The organism is Pseudomonas sp. WS 5410 (genome assembly GCF_012985645.1).
Classification (GTDB): domain Bacteria; phylum Pseudomonadota; class Gammaproteobacteria; order Pseudomonadales; family Pseudomonadaceae; genus Aquipseudomonas; species Aquipseudomonas shahriarae.
This window is the reverse complement of record NZ_JAAQWS010000022.1, coordinates 35,606-52,768: the sequence shown is the minus strand read 5'-3', so window position 1 is coordinate 52,768 and position 17,163 is coordinate 35,606. Positions and strand designations below refer to the sequence as shown.

Sequence of the window (17,163 nt, the reverse complement as noted above, 5' to 3'; positions counted from 1 at the left end):
GGTCATGGCAGCAGTAACGCAGAAAGAACGCTCGGCCAAGTCTGCCAGGAAGCGTGTAGCACTTGCCGAAGAGGAATTGAGGCTCAGGGTTCGCCCCGGCACGCGCCAGGCCCTGGCCGACCTGATGGAGTGGGCAGGCATTACTGAGCAGGGCGAGGCCATGACGCTGATGATTCACCACCTGCACGGCCTGGGCCCAGCAGGGTCGGCGCAGTTCCTCTCCCCGCCGCGACACGAATACGTGATACCCGAAAACGTGTCGGCAAAATTGCAGCTCGCCTACAACCGCGAAGCCCTTCGCGTTTGTCACGACGAGTAACCATACCCCATCAACGAATCACGCCAGCCGGCGAGGATCCCCTATGCCCGATATCACCTACGGCTCTGTGTGCAGCGGCATCGAAGCCGCGACACAAGGCTGGCACCCGCTGGGCATGCGCGCCGCCTGGTTCGCCGAGATTGAGCCGTTCCCCTCGGCGGTCCTGGCCCATCACTACCCCGACGTGCCGAACTACGGCGACATGACCAAGCTGGCCGCCCTGGTGCTGGCCGGCAAGATCCCGGCGCCGGACGTGCTGGTCGGCGGAACCCCATGCCAGGCCTTCTCGGTCGCCGGTATGCGCGAAGGTCTCACCGACCCCCGCGGCGCCCTCACCATCAAATACGTGGAGCTTGCAGATGCAGTTGACTATGTTCGAGCAGGCCAGCGAAAGCCCGCCAGCGTTATCGTCTGGGAGAACGTCCCCGGCGTCCTCAGTGACAAAGGGAACGCCTTCGGATGCTTTCTTGGCGCGCTTGCTGGGGAAGACTGCGAGCTGCAGCCTCCAGGGAAGAAATGGCAGGACGCTGGTTGTGTGTATGGACCCAAAAGAACAATCGCGTGGCGGGTCCTGGACGCCCAATATTTCGGCCTGGCCCAACGACGCCGTCGTGTGTTCGTTGTCGCAAGTGCTCGAGACGGGTTCGATCCCACCGAGGTACTTTTTGAGCGCGAAGGCTTGCGCCGGGATACTGCGCCGCGCCGAGTCCCGGGGCAGGACGTTGCCGCAACCCTTGATGCTCGCACTGACGCAGGCGGCTTCCCTGGGACAGACGGAGCTTGCGGAGGACATGTAGTCTCTCCACCTGATTGGCCCAAGACCTTTGGCGGCGGCGCCAACTGCCAGCAAACAGCGGTAGCTACCGCGCTCAGCGCGCACCCTGGCGGGACAAGGATGGATGCTGAAACCGAAACGTTCGTGGTTACGGCGCCGCTGACGACAAACCAATACGGTGATCATGAGAGCCGAGAAAGCCTTCTGGTGGTGCACGGCACGCAAGACCCCGGCGTCAGCAACAAGCTCGCCTTTGCCCTGGGCAGAAACAACGGACAGGAGAACGCGGTATTTGCTTTCTCCTGCAAGGATCACGGCGCCGATGCCGGGGAGATCGCCCCTACCCTACGTGCAATGAATCACTCAGGCAGCCATGCAAACGCCGGCGGCCAGGTAGCTGTGTGCATCACTGGCGGTATCAACCACACGGCTAAAGCCGAAGGTTTCGACGGTAGTGAGGACGACACCGGGCGGGGACAGCCAATCGTTACTGCCTACACCACAAAACTGCACCACACCTCCGCGTGCGGCGCAGGAAAGCTCTACGAGGAATACACCGCATCGCTTGATGCATGCAGCCCTCCGCCAGCGCTACTTTTACCTTCTCAGGTTCGGCGCCTCACGCCGAGAGAATGCGAACGCCTTCAGGGCTTCCCCGACGACTACACGTGCATCCCTTGGCGCGGGAGAGTTTTGGGTTTGTGCCCGGACGGCCCCCGCTACAAGGCGATCGGCAACAGCAAGGCAGTCACCGTGGTTCGCTGGATCGGCCGGCGCTTACTCAAACAGCTCTGAATGCGCCGCCAAGCAGCGCCTGGAGAACCCCATGATCCGCCAATACCGATTCAGCGAGCCAATGGCTCGACTGACCAATGCTGAGTGGACGGTCATTCAAGATGACCGAGGCAATTTTGTGTTTATGCCGGTTGCCTACAGAGGCCGTCGGTTGTGATTTCTGATTATTTGGAGGTGGGTCATGAGTGAAATAACGATTAGCACCGGACATCCTGACGCAGGCCGCGCCTACGCAGAAGCACTTGACCGGGTAACCGCCGAGAACTCCGCCCTGCAAGCCCTGCTGACCGCAGCGGATGAAGAAAATGATGCGTTGAAGGGTTTGGCAGTTAAGCAGGCTGCGCTCCTGGATGAGTTGGGCATTCCACTTGATGAGGTTGATGACCTTTTCGGAGAAACGCTCAAGAACGCTAAGCGCTATGAGTATGTGCGTTCGGTCATGGCTGTCGAAAACTTCCCGGCTCCGCACCCAGCGTGGTCTGAGCCGTCGGAAGTCGAGAGCAAGCGTATCGACGATCTTTGCGACGCCGCACTCAAGCCAGCAGAGCCCGCCAAGGATGAACACGTCTGCACTGGCTGCGGCTCCAAGGGCTGGACCGCGAACTGCGCCGAGTGCGTGCCGTACTGAACCCAACTCCCCGCCTAATGCTGGTGCCTGCTGGCACTGGCACAACTGATTTGAGGTGATTTATGCCAACCATCGTGATCCACGGGTACGCCCGCGTGAAATTCAGCAAGACCATTCATGGCGTTGACGCTGACGAGATAGAAGAATTGCGCGGAAACCATGAAAACCTTGAGTGCAATATCGACCTCGAGGACTGCACTGACTTTGAAGAATTCGAAAATATCGAATTGACGGTGAAGCCATGACCACCAACCAAACGATTGACGGCGTGCCGCGTGAGCAGATGATCAGCTTCCCGCGAGAACTCAGCGATGAGCTTGCCGAGCTAATAGCGGAAAAGGCCCGCGTCTGCGGCGGTGGCGCATTCGAAATATGGGAGGCGATTTGCGATCAGTTCGGTACGCAAGCCCAGCACCAGGGCGAACCGGTGGCGTACGCAGCATTTGCCGACAACGGAAACATTCGCTGCTGGTCGTCAAGTTGCGAGGCGGTAGGACTCAAGGTCTTAGCTGAAGGCGGATCTGAGATTGTTCCGCTCTACCGACACCCAGCTGAGCAGATCGCCGCGGACGCTCTGAAGGCATTCGCCAACGAAATGATCAATGCCAGCTTCGAGGGTGGCAGCTTCGACGGCGGTGACATCCAAGACATCGCCGCGAAGCATGGCCTTCTGCGTATCGAGCCTCGCAACGAGGAATGCGGAGAAGTTTGCGCCTGCCGAGAGTACGGCTTCCCTGCCGAGTGCTACCGCAAGACCGATCTGATCGCCAACACCCCGCAGTAACCCCTCCCCCTTCAAAGTCAGCCGCTATAGCGGCAAGGAACCGGCATGTCCCTGGATCGCAACGAGGTTCGGGCTCTGTTCGCGAGCGCGAAGCTCGACTATACGGTGCTCACTCCCAAAAACATGCAGCGCCTGCGCACGCTGATCAATGAGCAGATGAAGGCAAGCGGATGCTTCAAAGACACTTTCCGTTGCCGGCAGCGCTCAACAATCGGAGTCGGTTACGCCGAGCTCCGGTGCAAAGCCTTTTACTTTGACTCAAGGGAGGCAGTGACATTCAACTGCGATGGGTTCATCGGCTTTGCGGGGTGGGCCGACGAGAAGAACGTCCAGCCCGTGCTGGCCGGCTTCAAAGAATGGATCAAGGAGCTGGCGCCATGATCGCCACCCTCTGGTTCGCCTACGTGTTCATCTACAAGGGGCCCAGGACATGACCGAACAAAATACCAAAGAATTTTACTCTGCCGAGCAAGCTTCTAAACATGCCGCCGACTGGTGCAAGCGCCATCCCGCATGGCGCCGGATCTGTGATATCCCGGATCACTCCGCGTTTTATAAAACCTACGATGAGATCCCTAAACGAGAGCGCGCCTACTGGGAAAAGAACGGTGGCGAAGAATGCTGGCGGGAATTCGGGACCGAAGAAAGCAAGGTGCCAACGGGGTTCATCACCGGAAAGGGTGAGTTCTTCGACCACGTTCTCAAAGTCCCCCTCCATCACAACCTGATGATGGTTTTTCGCGTTGGCAAAAGCTGGAAACCGTAACCCTTTAGCCCTAACCCCAATCCCCCTACATGCCTGCCGGTGAGCGAACTCACGATAACTGGCTGTCGATCCATCGCTCCGCTGCGGCCATTGCGTCACCCAGCGCCGCCGGATAGTCAGGCCATGGGCCCGTCAGCTCGGCGGCAACTTCGCCCAATCCTTCAACGGATGCCGGCTCAATGATTCTCGCAAATACGGGTACGTCATCGTTTGGCCGCCTCCATTCGAACTTGAGAAACAACGTATGCCCCCGATAGGCGTGAACGACTGGAACATCGAGATTGTGTGACACGCGCCCTCCCTGACACATGAGCAAGTTGACCAGTATTTGTAGCTCTTTTTCGCCCCCTTCGCCATCGAGGCACTTCGCTATCAACTTCTGCCGCCCAGCGCGGCAAGGACACCCCATGTACGCAACGAAACTCACCCTGCTCATAACGGCCATCGTGTTGTACGTGGCGGGTTCCACATTCTGGTTTTTCTGGAAGGTGCCGGAGCTGCTCTCCACCGGTACCGACCAGACCCTGGTCGCAGCATTCGCCGGCCCAGTCGCCTGGATGCTGCTCACCTTCGGTTTCATCATCCACATCATCAAGACAGCGCGGCCTACAGCGGGCGCAAGGAGAGAGTCATGAACAGAGCAGAAAACATTGATCGCTTCCTACGCCTCGATGAGGTGCTTCACACAACCGGCCTGGGCCGCAATACTGTTTATAGAAGGATCAGGGAGGGCACCTTCCCAAAACAGGTTAGAATAGGCCCAAACTCGGTCGCCTGGCGCCAGTCAGTCATTGCTGAATGGATGGCTGCAACAACCCCCAGCGAAGACCAATCAGTACATTGATCAGTACACCAGCAACCGAAACCCTCATACACCCCGCCAAAATCAAGCCTTACAGGTCATACCGTGGAAATTTTCAAAGAGTTTACATTCGAGTCCGCCCACCGCCTGCCCCACGTCCCCGAAGGCCACAAATGCGGGCGCCTGCACGGCCACTCCTTCAAGGTGGCCATCCACCTGAGCGGCGACCTCGATCCGCATACCGGCTGGATCCGCGATTTCTCGGAGATCAAGGCGATTTTCAAGCCGCTCTATGAGCGCCTCGACCACAACTACCTCAACGACATCCCCGGCCTGGAAAACCCTACCAGCGAAGTACTGGCCAAGTGGATCTGGAATGAGCTGAAGCCGTTGTTGCCGGAACTCAGCGCCATTCGTATCCATGAGACCTGCACCAGTGGCTGTATTTATCGCGGTGAATAAAGCACCTCTATAAAACCGAGGGGACACCTCCCTCGCCATGGATTGCTCCATCCCTGGCTTGCCCTCGACGATAGCAGCGAATAAAACCTGGTTTTGAAGCAAACCAAGGAACCACATCATGGAATCCACCTGGCTGGCACAGGCCAAGCGTTTGCAGGCACTGGCCTCTACCGGGCTGCACTTTTGCACGGATGACTTCGAGCGCGAACGCCTGGAAGAGATCGCCCATATTGCCCACAGCATGCTCGCGCAATTGGGGCAAGTGCCTCTGGAGCGCATTACCGGCCTGGTTTCGGACTTCGCCCAGCGTTATTCAACGCCGATGATTGATGTACGTGGCGCGCTGATTGAAGGCGACCGGATCCTGCTGGTGCGCGAAGCAACGGATGGCTGCTGGGCATTGCCGGGTGGCTACGCCGATATCGGGTTATCCGCTGCGGAAAACATCATCAAGGAACTTCGCGAAGAGGCCGGGTTGAGCGTTACCGCACGGGCGCTGTACAGCGTGACCCACAAAGCCAAGGGCCTGTATCGGCCTGACGTACGCGACTTCTACAAGTTGTACTTCCTTTGCGAGCGCACCGACCAGGCCGCCCCCGTGGCAGGCTTTGAAACCACCGACGTCGGCTTCTTCAGCCTCGACAACCTGCCGCCCCTGTCACGCGGCCGCACCATCGAAAGTGATCTTGAAGCAGCCTTCGCCTTTCACCGTGGGGAAATCACCCAGACCCTGTTCGACTGACACCCTGGACCGGTGATCCCATTTGTATCACCGCCGCACCACTTTAGTGCCGGACTGGGCACAATCCACAAGCCATTCCGCCTCCCTGCCCTACCCACCCCCAAATATTGTGCAACCTGCACAGCGCCCACCGTGCACCCATCACTGCCCGGCAGTTGGCACGGGCGCTGCAACAGGCCCTGCGTCACTCACAGGGGAACGGCACATGACGCAGAACGAACCGGGCAACGATTACCCTCTCAGCGAAGTGCCCATGCATGCACGCAAGGGCCTTGGCTCCACGGCCATGGTGTTGCTGGGCTTCACCTTTTTTACCGCAACCATGTTTGCTGGCGGCAAGCTGGGGGTGGCCTTCAGTTTTACCCAGATGCTCGGGGTCGTGGCCCTTGGTAACCTGCTGTTGGGTATCTACGCCGCAGGCCTGGGGTACATCGCCTTCAAGAGCGGCTTGAACTCGGTGCTGATGGGGCGTTTCTGCTTTGGTGAAGTGGGCAGCAAGTTGAGTGACCTGATCCTGGGGTTCACCCAGATTGGCTGGTACGCCTGGGGCACTGCCACGGCGGCCGTGGTGCTGGGCAAGTATTTCGAGTTGAGCCAGGGCAGCGTACTGGCACTGATGGTGTTGTTCGGCCTGGCGTTCTGCGCCACGGCCTACGTGGGCTATCGGGGGCTGGAAATTCTCTCTTACATTGCAGTCCCGGCCATGGGCCTGCTGTTGTTGCTGTCGATGTGGGTGGCCACGGTAAAAGTCGGCGGGCTGGAAGGTTTGCTCGCCGTGGTGCCCAGCAGTGAGTTGGATTTGTCCACGGCCATTACCCTGGTGTTTGGCACCTTTGTCAGCGGTGCCACCCAGGCCACCAACTGGACGCGTTTTTCCCGCTCGGCCAAGGTGGCGGTGCTGGCCAGCCTGATCGGCTTTTTTGTCGGCAACGGCCTGATGGTGCTGATCGGTGCCTACGGCGCCATCGTCTATCAGCAACCGGATGTGGTGGAGGTGTTGCTGCTGCAAGGTTTCGCCATGGCGGCGATGGCCATGCTGCTGCTCAATATCTGGAGTACCCAGGACAACACCATCTACAACTTTGCCGTCGCCGGCTGCAACCTGCTGCGCACCAGGCGCCGCAAGACCGTGACTCTGGTCGGCGCGGTGATAGGCACCCTGCTTGCCTTGCTGGGTATGTACGACATGCTGGTGCCCTACCTGATTTTACTGGGCACGGTGATCCCACCGATTGGCGGGGTGATCATGGCCGACTTTTTCTATCGCTACCGCGGCCACTATCCACGGCTGGCAGATGTGCGCTTGCCGGCCTTCAATTGGCCGGGGCTGATTGCCTATGCCGTGGGTACGGTGCTGGCCTTCAGCTCACCGTGGGTCGCGCCACTGGTGGGGATTATCGCTGCGGCCGCTACCTACATCGCGCTCACCGCCGTCCTGCGGGTGCGGGTGCCATCGGCTGACGCCCAGGCATGAGCCTGACGGTGGCGGATGTACTGGCCCTGCCTGGGCTGGAGTGCATGAGCCTGCGGGCGGGTAGCGCAGGCCTGGATAATGGCGTGCGCTGGCCTTATGTAGCCGAGAACAGCGGTATTGCCGAGTGGGTGCTGGGCGGCGAACTGGTGTTCGTCACCGGCATCAACCATCCCCGTGATGAGGCCAACCTTTTGCACTTGCTCGACGAAGCCTGCGCGCGGCAAGTCGCTGGCCTGGTGATCCTGACCGGGCCGGCTTACATCCAGGCAATCCCCCCTGGACTGCTGGAAGCTGCCGACGCCGTCGGCATGCCGCTGATCGAACAGCCTTATTCCCTGAAAATGGTCCTGGTGACCCAGGCCATCGGCTCCGCGCTGATCGAGGCCGAGCAACTCGGACGCTCACGGCATGAGGTGCTGGAGCGCCTGTTGGCGGGCGACTATCAGTCCCTCGACCTGCTGCTGCATCGCGCCAGCCAGCTGGGCATGCCGCTGGACGGGGATTGGCAAGTGGTGCAGTTGCAACTGGACGGTGGCGAGGCGCTATTTGCGCAAACCGTGGCCGCGGACGCCGAAGCCCAGTTGGCCCGCCAGCACGATGGCATTACTCGCCGATTGCGCCAGTTCGCCGCCGAGCATCCTTCGCGCCTGCCCGTGCTCGGCAGGGCTGGGCAGTGGACCTTGCTGCTGCCCGCCGGTGACAACCGGCAACGCCTGGCAAACTGGCTCAAGCCCCTGAACCTGCGCCTGGCCCCGCTGAAGCTGTGCATCGGCTTGAGCGCGGCAAAACATCCGCCAGCCGGCCTGGCCCAGGCCCTGGATGAAGCGCGCCAGGCGCTGGCGGTCGCCCGGCGCTTTGGCGAACATGCCGGTATCTGTGTCTACGATGAACTCGGGGTGCTGAAGCTACTGAGCGCAGTGCGCGATCGCGGGTTGCTCGACCAGTTTCTCCAGGAACGCCTGGGGCCCCTGCTGCGCCATGATCAACGTCACGGCCCGAGCCTGATGCCGACCCTGCAAGCGTGGTTCCTGGACAATGGTAACCTTGTGGCTGCTGCCCTGCGGTTGGCGGTCCACCGCAACACCCTGACCCATCGCGTCCAGCGCATCGAGGCCCTGTGCGGGCTGTCGCTGGACAACCCCAATGACCGTCTGGACATCGGCGTCGCGCTGATGATCTGGCGGCTGTCTGCCTGATTGCTTTTTGCCCAAGAGGAACTTGCCCATGCATATCATCAACGCCCGCCTGCGCAACCGTGAAGGCCTGCATGATCTGCACCTGGAACATGGCCGGATCGCCAGCATTACCCCACAAACCGCCGCGCCGACCCTGGGGCCGGACGACTTGGACGCCGCTGGCAACCTGGTGGTACCGCCATTTGTCGAGCCGCATATCCACCTCGACGCCACCCTCACCGCCGGCGAGCCGCGCTGGAATATGAGCGGGACGCTGTTTGAAGGGATCGAATGCTGGGGCGAGCGCAAGGCCACCATCACCCAGGAGGACACCAAGACCCGCGCCAAGCAGACCATCCAGGCCCTGGCGGCCCATGGTATCCAGCATGTGCGCACCCACGTGGATGTCACCGACCCGGACTTGACCGCACTCAAGGCCATGCTCGAAGTCCGCCAGGAGAGCGGCCACCTGATCGACCTGCAGATCGTGGCGTTTCCCCAGGAAGGCATCGAGTCCTACCGCAATGGCCGCGAACTGATGGAAGAAGCCATTCGCCTGGGCGCCGATGTGGTGGGCGGCATTCCCCATTTCGAGTACACCCGCGACCAAGGGGTCAGCTCGGTCAAGTTCCTTATGGACCTGGCCGAACGCACCGGCTGCCTGGTCGACGTGCATTGCGATGAAACCGACGACCCGCACTCGCGCTTCCTCGAAGTGCTGGCCGAAGAAGCCCGCAGTCGCGATATGGGCAGCCGGGTCACCGCCAGCCACACCACGGCCATGGGTTCCTACGACAATGCCTACTGCGCCAAGCTGTTCCGCCTGCTGGGCCACTCGGGCATCAGTTTTGTTTCCTGCCCCACCGAAAGCATTCACCTGCAAGGCCGCTTCGACAACTTCCCGAAACGCCGGGGTGTGACCCGGGTCAACGAACTGTTGGAGGCCGGCATGAACGTCTGCTTTGGCCAGGACTCCATCGTCGATCCCTGGTATCCACTGGGCAACGGCAATATCCTGCGGGTGCTCGAGGCCGGGCTGCATATCTGCCATATGCTCGGCTACAGCAACCTGCAAAGGGCCTTGGACCTGGTCACCGACAACAGCGCCAAAGCCATGGCCCTGGGCGACCGCTACGGCCTGGAGCCCGGGCGACCGGCGAACCTGCTGATCCTGTCGGCAAACAGCGACTATGAAGTCATTCGCAGCCAGGGCCTGGCGCTGTATTCGATCCGCAACGGCAAAGTGTTGATGAAACGCCAGCCAGCGCAGGTGACATTTTTGTAACCCGCGAGGCTAAACGATCGAGTCCAGGTCCAGTGTCTGGCCCTTGTCCCGGTCGCCCTCGAAGGCCGGCGGGATGCTTGCCACCTGGGGCAACTCATGGTTTTCCCGGTGGCTGAACCAACGAGTCAGGCTGGGTTGCAGGTTTGAGGATGAAGCGTGACTGCCGTATACATCGCGCCCTTCCACACGGCGCCAGCGCAGGCTTTCCAGGCGCTGGCGACTGGTTTGCAGTCGGTCGATTTCAGCAGTCAAGGCATCGTAATGCTCATGGCCGCGTCCATTCGCCGGGCTGCGACGGTGCAGCTCAAGCCGCTTGTCCTGCAGTTGTCGGCGCAGAGTGCTCAGCGCGTGGTCGATCAATGCGTACTCCCGTGCCGTCACCAGGGAGCCGCGGGTATCCAGTGTCTGTTGCCAGCGGCGTAACGTGGCCCACGCCGCCGGCACGTAGCTGGCAACCATGAAGTGCTGGCGGGCCTGGAACAGTTGCTTGAGCAGGTTGTCACGCTCGGGCATATCGCCGTGCAAACGCAAAGCGTGATTACACGCCGCCTCCTGCACCGACGCACAACCAGGCTGCCACAGCACCGAGGACTGTGTGCCGTCCGCCAGGAGGATCGGCATGAAGTGTTGCTGCTCACCATGATGCCGATAGGGCTGGCCACCGAGCCGCACCAGCCCCGCAGCAAACAACAGGCCTCCCGGCGCGGGCGCGCCGAATAAGGTCACGGCGCCCGGCACCCATAGCTTGGCCGTGGTGTTCATCCACGTCGCCGGCACGCTGGGGACCGGATCATTGTGGTTGACGATACGATGGTGAACCAGGGCAGCCGCTCCCCCTGTGAATTCAGCATCGGCGGCGCGCGGGGCACCGTAGGTGTACAGCAACACGTTGTAGTCGGCATCCTTGACCCGACGCAGTCCCTCGGCCAGCAACAAAGCGATTGCCCCACCCAGGCTGTGGCCACAAATCACGATGCGTTGGCCGCTGTAGAACTGATCCAGATAGCGCAATACAAAGTCACGCAAGGCACGGTACGCCTGGTAAAAGCCTTCATGGACCTTACCGATGCCGTCCGCGAAAGGTACCTGGTGGGCATTCGCGTCACGCAGGCCATCCGCCGCACTGGCCGTGCCCCGCACCGCAATCAGCACCACTTCATCGTGATGGCTGATAAAGGCCTGGGTATCGGTACCCTGCTCTTCGTCATCGAAAAAATGCAGACGCGCCGGATGCTCCTGCCTCGCCTCCAACTGCGGACTGTTCTGCGGATACAACTGAGGGTCGAAGGGCAGGATCTCGAAACGCCGCGAGTATGGGACATCCTCATACAGCGGGTAAAAACGCCGGACTTGCTCGGCATCAACCCTCCAGGCCTGCTGATACCCCGCGAGTTTTTCAGCAAATAGATGGCCGATGCTGGGGTCCAGAGGAAAATGGACTTCATCTTGCGGGTGAGTGGCCGGCTCCTGGCCAAAACGGCAGTAACTCAAGGTCGCCATCAATGCCAGTTGGTACAGGTTCAAGGCACAGAATTCGTCGTCCCTCGACAGCATCGGGCGCAGTGCCCGCAAGGGTCGGACTTCCAGCGCCGTGTGCTGATTGGGGAACAGCACCACGCCCGACAACTCGGGCTGGGGTGGGCCAAACCCAAGGTCGGCCATCATTTTCAGGGCATGTGGCTGGGGGCCGTGAGACCGTGGCGCCAGCGGTGGCAGGTGGGCAACATGGCGAACCAGATCGCGCACTTCGACTTGGTAGAACCGATCGGCTTGTCGTCTTGCTGGGTTACCCTCGAGACGCTGGCCATCCCCGGTAGAAAACTCGCTGCGTTCGGCGCGAACCTGAAGTTCGGTGATGGGTAGTTTGTAAGTCAGGCGCGTCGCCAGTCGGTGATACGGTGCTTCTGTCCCGGTATAGGGTTCATCCAACGTAAGCACCACAGGACCACAGTAAAAATCCGTTATTTTGGCGAAGCCCTCTCCATTCAATCTACCGCTGTATTGTTGCCCGGCACTGTCATGGAACGAGTACGGCAGCCCCCCATAATTCTTGCCATTGCCGGTTTCATCGACCAAACAAAAACTCACCCAGTGCCCTCGCAATGGGCACGCCGGCATCTTGTCACTGAAAAACTCCTGCTTCCATGCCTCCAACTCCATGACTTCACTCCCTGTTAGTTGCACGTTGGATAAACATCACAGATACGTCCATCAGGCATTTTTATAGGTTTGAAGTCGGTCGTATTGCCCCGGCAGTACGCGAACATATCTTCGAAACTCTCACCCCGGCACCGCCTCCAGCCGTTTGGAACAGCTACCCAGTTATCGTCAAAGGCAGGTAGCTCTTCGTCAGACAGGTTCAACACCAGCCTGAGTTTTTGCCCCGCCAGTCGATTTCGTTGCACAGCGCCGCCTGCCGACGCTTTACCTGAAAGCCCATTTGCGTCCACTGATCTGCACATGAGGATTTTCCTGATCGCATGCACCGGCCCCACTGTGCGAAAGAACCACCTGCATCGTGCTTGCAACTCCAGCGCCCCCGGCTCAGGCCTCCCCGTCCCATCCGCGTCTAAACGATCCTGAATATGGATGGCCGCAATATCTCCGCCAACATCCGTATCGCGCGCGCCCCACCGCGCATAAAAATCAAACTCCACGCTGCGCAATACCAACGGGCAGCCCTCGACTGTTTCAGTCAGGGGCAGCGCCTGGGTCACGCGGCTGGCTACCGGGCTGTAGGGAACACTAAAAATCTTCCGCTCGGGCCTTTTGCCTCGACGCCAAGGCAAGGTGCAACGTTCACCTGCTGCGGGGCTGTAGTTAGCGGCGCTTTTAACGCGGAAATTGGCTGGCAAATCCACCTCCAACGTAAAGCGATCAACGGGCACCACCGCACACCCCGATGTCCAGGCCATACCCAGCACCAGCAGAACTCCACACGCCTGGTTACTCATGCTTGCCCCAACGTGCGCCACTGCTCCGCCACCCGCCTGAAGTGTTCCTCCGGCGCCTCCCCCTTCAGCGGCTGCCACCGAATCACCCTGGGCCCGGTTGCCTCTGCCAAGCGCCGCACCACCAAAAATTCCAGTTGCAGAGCGCCGTGCCATTGCCAACTGCGGGCCTCGTCCAGTACCTGGGCCAGCCATACCCCTGGATCCTGGAACTCGACCAACGCCGCAAGGCTTTCGCTGTGTTCGGCCGCCAGGTAGCGCAGGATATTCGCCTGCAAAATGGCCGAGGCCTGGGGGTTGGGCATGTTGAGCCAAGGAGCGGTGTCGGGTATCGGGTACTTTCCGGGCGCTGGGTTGTTGGCGCAGCACCATTGCTCTTCGTGCCAGTAGCAGACGCTGATCAGTGGCCCGAGATAGGCCGGCCATTGCGCTACCGGCACGCTGGTCAGCGCACGCCCCAGGGTGCGATTGTCATGGAAACGGTACAGGGCCTGATTGCCCGGTGGCCCCACCAGCATCCGCGCCTGCCAATGCTCGATGACGTCGCCCAGGTCCGCGTCGGGCAAGCTGCCCAGCCAGCCCCAGTTCATCTCAGGGTGCTCTAGCAACCCCACAAGCGCAGGCTCATCGAACTGCTCCACCAGCAGGATCACCGGCCCGTCAGCCGCCAGTGCCGCCACTGCACTGCCACCGTAAAGGCTGCAACATTGCCCCAGGTTGCGAGGCGCCATCAGCGGCTGACGGGCGTTGCTGTTTCCCTCAAGAATCAAACACAGCCGGCGTCCTGCCTGCTGCTGTTGGGTCATCCATTGACCTGGTGTACGCAGCATCAGGCCGCCCTCCCGCGGATGTCGCACACGCCTTCGCGGCAGCGTTCACATACCGGGCAGAAGTCCGCATCCAGTTGCCGGGCCATGCTCATGACGACAGCCTGGGCCGCTGAAATTTCCGCACCGCTGACGGCCGCACCCGCAGGGCTGGCCGAGCGCGCAACGGCCGGTTGGCCACCCTGGGTAATCGGGCGGCTGCTGAAGATCCCACCGGCCTGGATCAGCACGTGCTCGCCTCCGGCCTTGAGGCTCAACTGCGCGCCAGCGTCGATCACCAGGCTGGCACCCGCCTTGAGATGAACCTGTTGCCCTGCCTCGATCACCAGGGCCTGGCGAATATAGGCCAGGCTATCGCCCTGCACCTGGAGGTGATCGCTCGCACCCAGGACCACCTTGCGATCACCACTGACATGTCGCTGTTCGGCGCTTTCCAGGCGCACCGTGCTCGGGCCGCGAATGGTTTCCCGCCGCTCCCCGCCGACTTCCAGGTGGCTGTCACGGCCTACCTGCTGCTGCCAGTCCCGCTGGGCCCGCAGGTAGATAAGCTCTTCACCCAGGCGGTCCTCCAGGTGCAGTTCGTTGCCGCCCGCACCACCGGGGGAACTGCGACTGCGCAATACGCTGCAGGTCTTGTGTTGCGGCAGTGGATAAGGCGGCATGTGCCGCGCATTGGGCAGACAACCGTTGATCAATGGCCGGTCCGGGTCGCCCTCCAGGAAGGTCACCAGCACCTCCATGCCGACCCGGGGCGTCATGATCGCGCCAAAACCGTCGCCCGCCCAGCCGGAGGCCACCCGTACCCAACAACTGCTTTTATCACTGGCCTTGTCCAGGCGATCCCAGTGAAAACGCACCTTCACCCGGCCGTAGGCATCGCAATGCACCTCCTCGCCCACCGGGCCCGTCACAGTGGCTGTCTGGCTGCCGGTAATGGTTGGCTTGGGATGCTTGAGCGCCGGGCGGTGGATCGCACGCCAGGGCGTAGCGTTGAAGCGGTTGCGATAGCCCTGGAACCTGTCGCCAGCGGGCATCGCCTCCTCCAGCGCCTGGGGTTGATACCCCTCGTGACGCACCGACGTAAGCAGCCACAAGTCATTGCAGGCAGGCTGCGGGTGATCGTGCAACGGCAGGAAATGACCACTGCACAACGCCGGTTGATCACTCTTGCCCAAGGCCCGGTGACGGTCGCGCTGATGGCGCTCCAGGCTGCGACGCGCCAATTGCACCCCCCGCGCATGGCCGGTAAACCCGGCGGGGTAATGGTAGTCCTCAAGAGGCAGCACCGATGCAGCCCCGGCGTGTTCCTGCAAACGCCGTGAAGGATGCTCGAAGTCGTGATCACGGCGCACTGCCTGGCGGCTGCGCGTCGCCAGGCGCACATCGAAACGCTGGATCACCCGTGCCTCGGCGGCCGGCCCGCTGGCAGGGCGATAAAACTGTGCAGGCAAGCGACGGAACACCGTCTGGTCATCCCCAAAAACCAATACATGGGCGTCCGGGCTGTGGCGAAAGTGGTAGTGAATCCCCTCCTCCTCACACAGCCTCTGGAGGAAATGCAGGTCGGTTTCCGCGTATTGCACACAGAACGTGCGGGGCGGATAGACCACCGGCCCCAACTCGAAGGCATACGCGTCGGCCAGGATGCCATGGTGCTCGAGCACGGCCGCGATGATCTGCGGCACGCTGCGTTGTTGAAAGATGCGCTGGTCGCGCCGATGTTCCAGCCACGCCAGACGCGGCGCCAGGGTCAGGCGATAACGGGTGAGCCGGCCCCCGGGGTCATCACGACCGACGGCATACACCTGCCCGTGCAAACCTTCGCCCATTTCACCGAAGCCTAGATAGGCCGGCTGGTGCATCAATGCTTCTAGGTCAAGGCCGGGGTTTTCGCTGACCAGTTGCACTTCGATGAAGTAGGGCTGGTCAAGGGCTTCGCGGCCTTTGAATGCCAGTACTTGGAAGTCTGTCTCCATGCCTTGAACAATAAAGTTGAAACGTGACGAAACAAACGCACTCACCATCCGTTGTTACCCGCCATCCACTATCTGACTGAAATACTCCCTCCCGCCAAACAAAAAATCTGCGGCCAAAGAAGTGCCTGAACGCTCTAAAGATTAGCGAGATCCACGAGAATTCGGCGCTTTGAAAATAAAAAAGAAGTTTCGTACGGACACAATGGAAGTCTCTTTTACAAGATGAGAAATCCTCAAAACAAAGCAAGCCGTAACAGCAGAAACTTCCTTACGCGACGCTTCAAACAATAACTAAACAATAAAGAAACAACTGACACTTAGTTAAGCCATCACGTACCTCAGCCTTGAAGCATCGCGGTCCCGAACAGGCTGACACCCAGCAGCGCATCTGCCTGAACGTGCAAGCGCACCGGCGCCGTACCGCCCGGCATCACCACGGCCACCTCTCCCGCCTTGACCCAACCCGCCCGCCATGCCGCACAGGCCACTGCGCTGGCACTGGTCCCGGAGGATGCCGTGGGCCCCTCACCGCGCTCGAACACCCGGGCAATCAGCCGATTGGCAGAGTCTCGCGCTGCCCATTGCAGGTTAACCCCGGCCGCACAGGGCCGGCCATCACCTGCGGGAGGAGCGAAGGCAATCGCTTTCAACGGATCGAACAGATCGGGTTGGTGCATCTGCCGATTGTCCGGCAAGGCCGATACGTGTTCGACCAAGGTCACGCAATGGGGGTTGCCGATACGCACAAATTGGCTGCGGGTCCATTGCGGGTTGATCGCAGCCAGCTCATTCACTGGGCCAGTCTCGGCGCTTTCCGGCCCCATCGCTGCCACTGCCTGCGGCCCGAATGCTGGCTGCCCCAGCGCCAGCCAGAACCCATGGATCTGCCCATAGACCGCCGGTTCGACCCCGGTCACCAGCGGCGTCACCCCATCAGGTTGATCGTGGTGTACCCGCAGCTCGCAGGCCTGGGTCATCAGCCCCGCGTCCGTCAGGGCCTGGGCAAAGATCGTCAAGCCATTGCCGCTGCGCTCGGCCAGGGAGCCATCGGTATTGACGATCAGCAGGTCATACGGCGGTGCAGCCTGGAACGGCCCGACCAGCAAACCGTCGCAGCGATAGGCCTTGGCCTCGGCTGGGCGCGGCGACGTCCCCCAGCCACATTCGGACGCTATCGCCAGCCCCGTCCACGCCTGGCGAGTGCTGGCGGCCAGGGCGGCGTTATCGGGCACGGCAATGCCCCGGCTGCGCAACAGGGCCGGGCTGGCCACACCGTAGATATTGCCGCGAGCGTCGTAGAACAGGGTCATTGTGAGATCACCTCAGCATCCGCCGATGGTCAGCCATGGGAAAAGTGCCTGGCGATTGTGGGCGATCTCAGCGTAGGACACCAACAGCGAGC

19 protein-coding genes are annotated in these 17,163 nt (G+C 61.0%); 14 read left to right on the top strand and 5 right to left on the bottom strand.

Annotated features, from left to right (window positions below; all coding sequences use genetic code 11):
- Nucleotides 1-4 precede the first annotated feature (4 nt).
- From HBO24_RS24930 to codA, 14 genes are all read left to right on the top strand, one after another.
- The gene (locus HBO24_RS24930; protein WP_170060527.1) at nt 5-319 is read left to right on the top strand and encodes a hypothetical protein; all 315 of its coding nucleotides are present in this window, start codon (nt 5-7) and stop codon (nt 317-319) included.
- Nucleotides 320-362: 43 nt separating this feature from the next.
- Entirely contained in the window at nt 363-1,889 is a 1,527-nt protein-coding gene (locus HBO24_RS24925; protein ID WP_170060526.1) for a DNA cytosine methyltransferase, read from the top strand.
- Between the two features lie 181 nt (nt 1,890-2,070).
- Nucleotides 2,071-2,517, top strand: a complete 447-nt coding sequence (locus HBO24_RS24920) for a hypothetical protein (RefSeq protein ID WP_170060525.1) — start codon at nt 2,071-2,073, stop codon at nt 2,515-2,517.
- Nucleotides 2,518-2,579: 62 nt separating this feature from the next.
- The gene (locus HBO24_RS24915) at nt 2,580-2,762 is read left to right on the top strand and encodes a hypothetical protein (protein WP_170060524.1); all 183 of its coding nucleotides are present in this window, start codon (nt 2,580-2,582) and stop codon (nt 2,760-2,762) included.
- Entirely contained in the window at nt 2,759-3,301 is a 543-nt protein-coding gene (locus HBO24_RS24910) for a hypothetical protein (protein ID WP_170060503.1), read from the top strand. The genes HBO24_RS24915 and HBO24_RS24910 overlap by 4 nt, the downstream gene beginning before the upstream one ends.
- Before the next feature lie 45 nt (nt 3,302-3,346).
- Nucleotides 3,347-3,682, top strand: a complete 336-nt coding sequence (locus HBO24_RS24905; protein ID WP_170060523.1) for a hypothetical protein — start codon at nt 3,347-3,349, stop codon at nt 3,680-3,682.
- A gap of 49 nt (nt 3,683-3,731) precedes the next feature.
- A complete protein-coding gene (locus HBO24_RS24900) occupies nt 3,732-4,067 on the top strand; it encodes a hypothetical protein (protein ID WP_170060522.1) in 336 nt (111 codons plus the stop codon).
- Nucleotides 4,068-4,474: 407 nt separating this feature from the next.
- Nucleotides 4,475-4,702: a hypothetical protein gene (locus tag HBO24_RS24895; protein ID WP_170060521.1), complete on the top strand. Its 228-nt coding sequence runs from the start codon at nt 4,475-4,477 to the stop codon at nt 4,700-4,702.
- Entirely contained in the window at nt 4,699-4,911 is a 213-nt protein-coding gene (locus tag HBO24_RS24890; RefSeq protein WP_060772666.1) for an AlpA family transcriptional regulator, read from the top strand. Before HBO24_RS24895 ends, HBO24_RS24890 begins: the two co-directional genes overlap by 4 nt.
- Before the next feature lie 63 nt (nt 4,912-4,974).
- Nucleotides 4,975-5,331, top strand: coding sequence for a 6-carboxytetrahydropterin synthase QueD (gene queD, locus HBO24_RS24885; RefSeq protein ID WP_003190259.1), 357 nt, complete (start codon nt 4,975-4,977; stop codon nt 5,329-5,331).
- A gap of 118 nt (nt 5,332-5,449) precedes the next feature.
- The gene (locus tag HBO24_RS24880) at nt 5,450-6,073 is read left to right on the top strand and encodes an NUDIX hydrolase (protein WP_057959087.1); all 624 of its coding nucleotides are present in this window, start codon (nt 5,450-5,452) and stop codon (nt 6,071-6,073) included.
- A 205-nt stretch (nt 6,074-6,278) separates the two neighbouring features.
- On the top strand, nt 6,279-7,547 hold the full coding sequence (gene codB / locus HBO24_RS24875) for a cytosine permease (protein WP_057959086.1): 1,269 nt from the start codon (nt 6,279-6,281) through the stop codon (nt 7,545-7,547).
- Nucleotides 7,544-8,743, top strand: a complete 1,200-nt coding sequence (locus tag HBO24_RS24870; protein WP_170060520.1) for a PucR family transcriptional regulator — start codon at nt 7,544-7,546, stop codon at nt 8,741-8,743. Before codB ends, HBO24_RS24870 begins: the two co-directional genes overlap by 4 nt.
- A 28-nt stretch (nt 8,744-8,771) precedes the next feature.
- Complete coding sequence (gene codA / locus HBO24_RS24865; protein WP_057438504.1) at nt 8,772-10,007, top strand: cytosine deaminase; 1,236 nt, start codon at nt 8,772-8,774, stop codon at nt 10,005-10,007.
- A gap of 9 nt (nt 10,008-10,016) precedes the next feature.
- Here codA and HBO24_RS24860 read toward each other — a convergent pair whose 3' ends face one another.
- From HBO24_RS24860 to HBO24_RS24840, 5 genes are all read right to left on the bottom strand, one after another.
- Nucleotides 10,017-12,167, bottom strand: coding sequence for a lipase family protein (locus HBO24_RS24860; RefSeq protein WP_170060519.1), 2,151 nt, complete (start codon nt 12,165-12,167; stop codon nt 10,017-10,019).
- 14 nt (nt 12,168-12,181) lie between these two features.
- Complete coding sequence (locus HBO24_RS24855) at nt 12,182-12,961, bottom strand: hypothetical protein (RefSeq protein WP_170060518.1); 780 nt, start codon at nt 12,959-12,961, stop codon at nt 12,182-12,184.
- Entirely contained in the window at nt 12,958-13,788 is an 831-nt protein-coding gene (locus tag HBO24_RS24850; RefSeq protein ID WP_170060517.1) for a DUF4123 domain-containing protein, read from the bottom strand. The genes HBO24_RS24855 and HBO24_RS24850 overlap by 4 nt, the downstream gene beginning before the upstream one ends.
- Complete coding sequence (locus tag HBO24_RS24845; protein ID WP_170060516.1) at nt 13,788-15,809, bottom strand: type VI secretion system tip protein VgrG; 2,022 nt, start codon at nt 15,807-15,809, stop codon at nt 13,788-13,790. The genes HBO24_RS24850 and HBO24_RS24845 overlap by 1 nt, the downstream gene beginning before the upstream one ends.
- Nucleotides 15,810-16,099: 290 nt before the next feature.
- On the bottom strand, nt 16,100-17,071 hold the full coding sequence (locus tag HBO24_RS24840; RefSeq protein ID WP_170060515.1) for a diaminopimelate epimerase: 972 nt from the start codon (nt 17,069-17,071) through the stop codon (nt 16,100-16,102).
- Nucleotides 17,072-17,163: the final 92 nt, after the last annotated feature.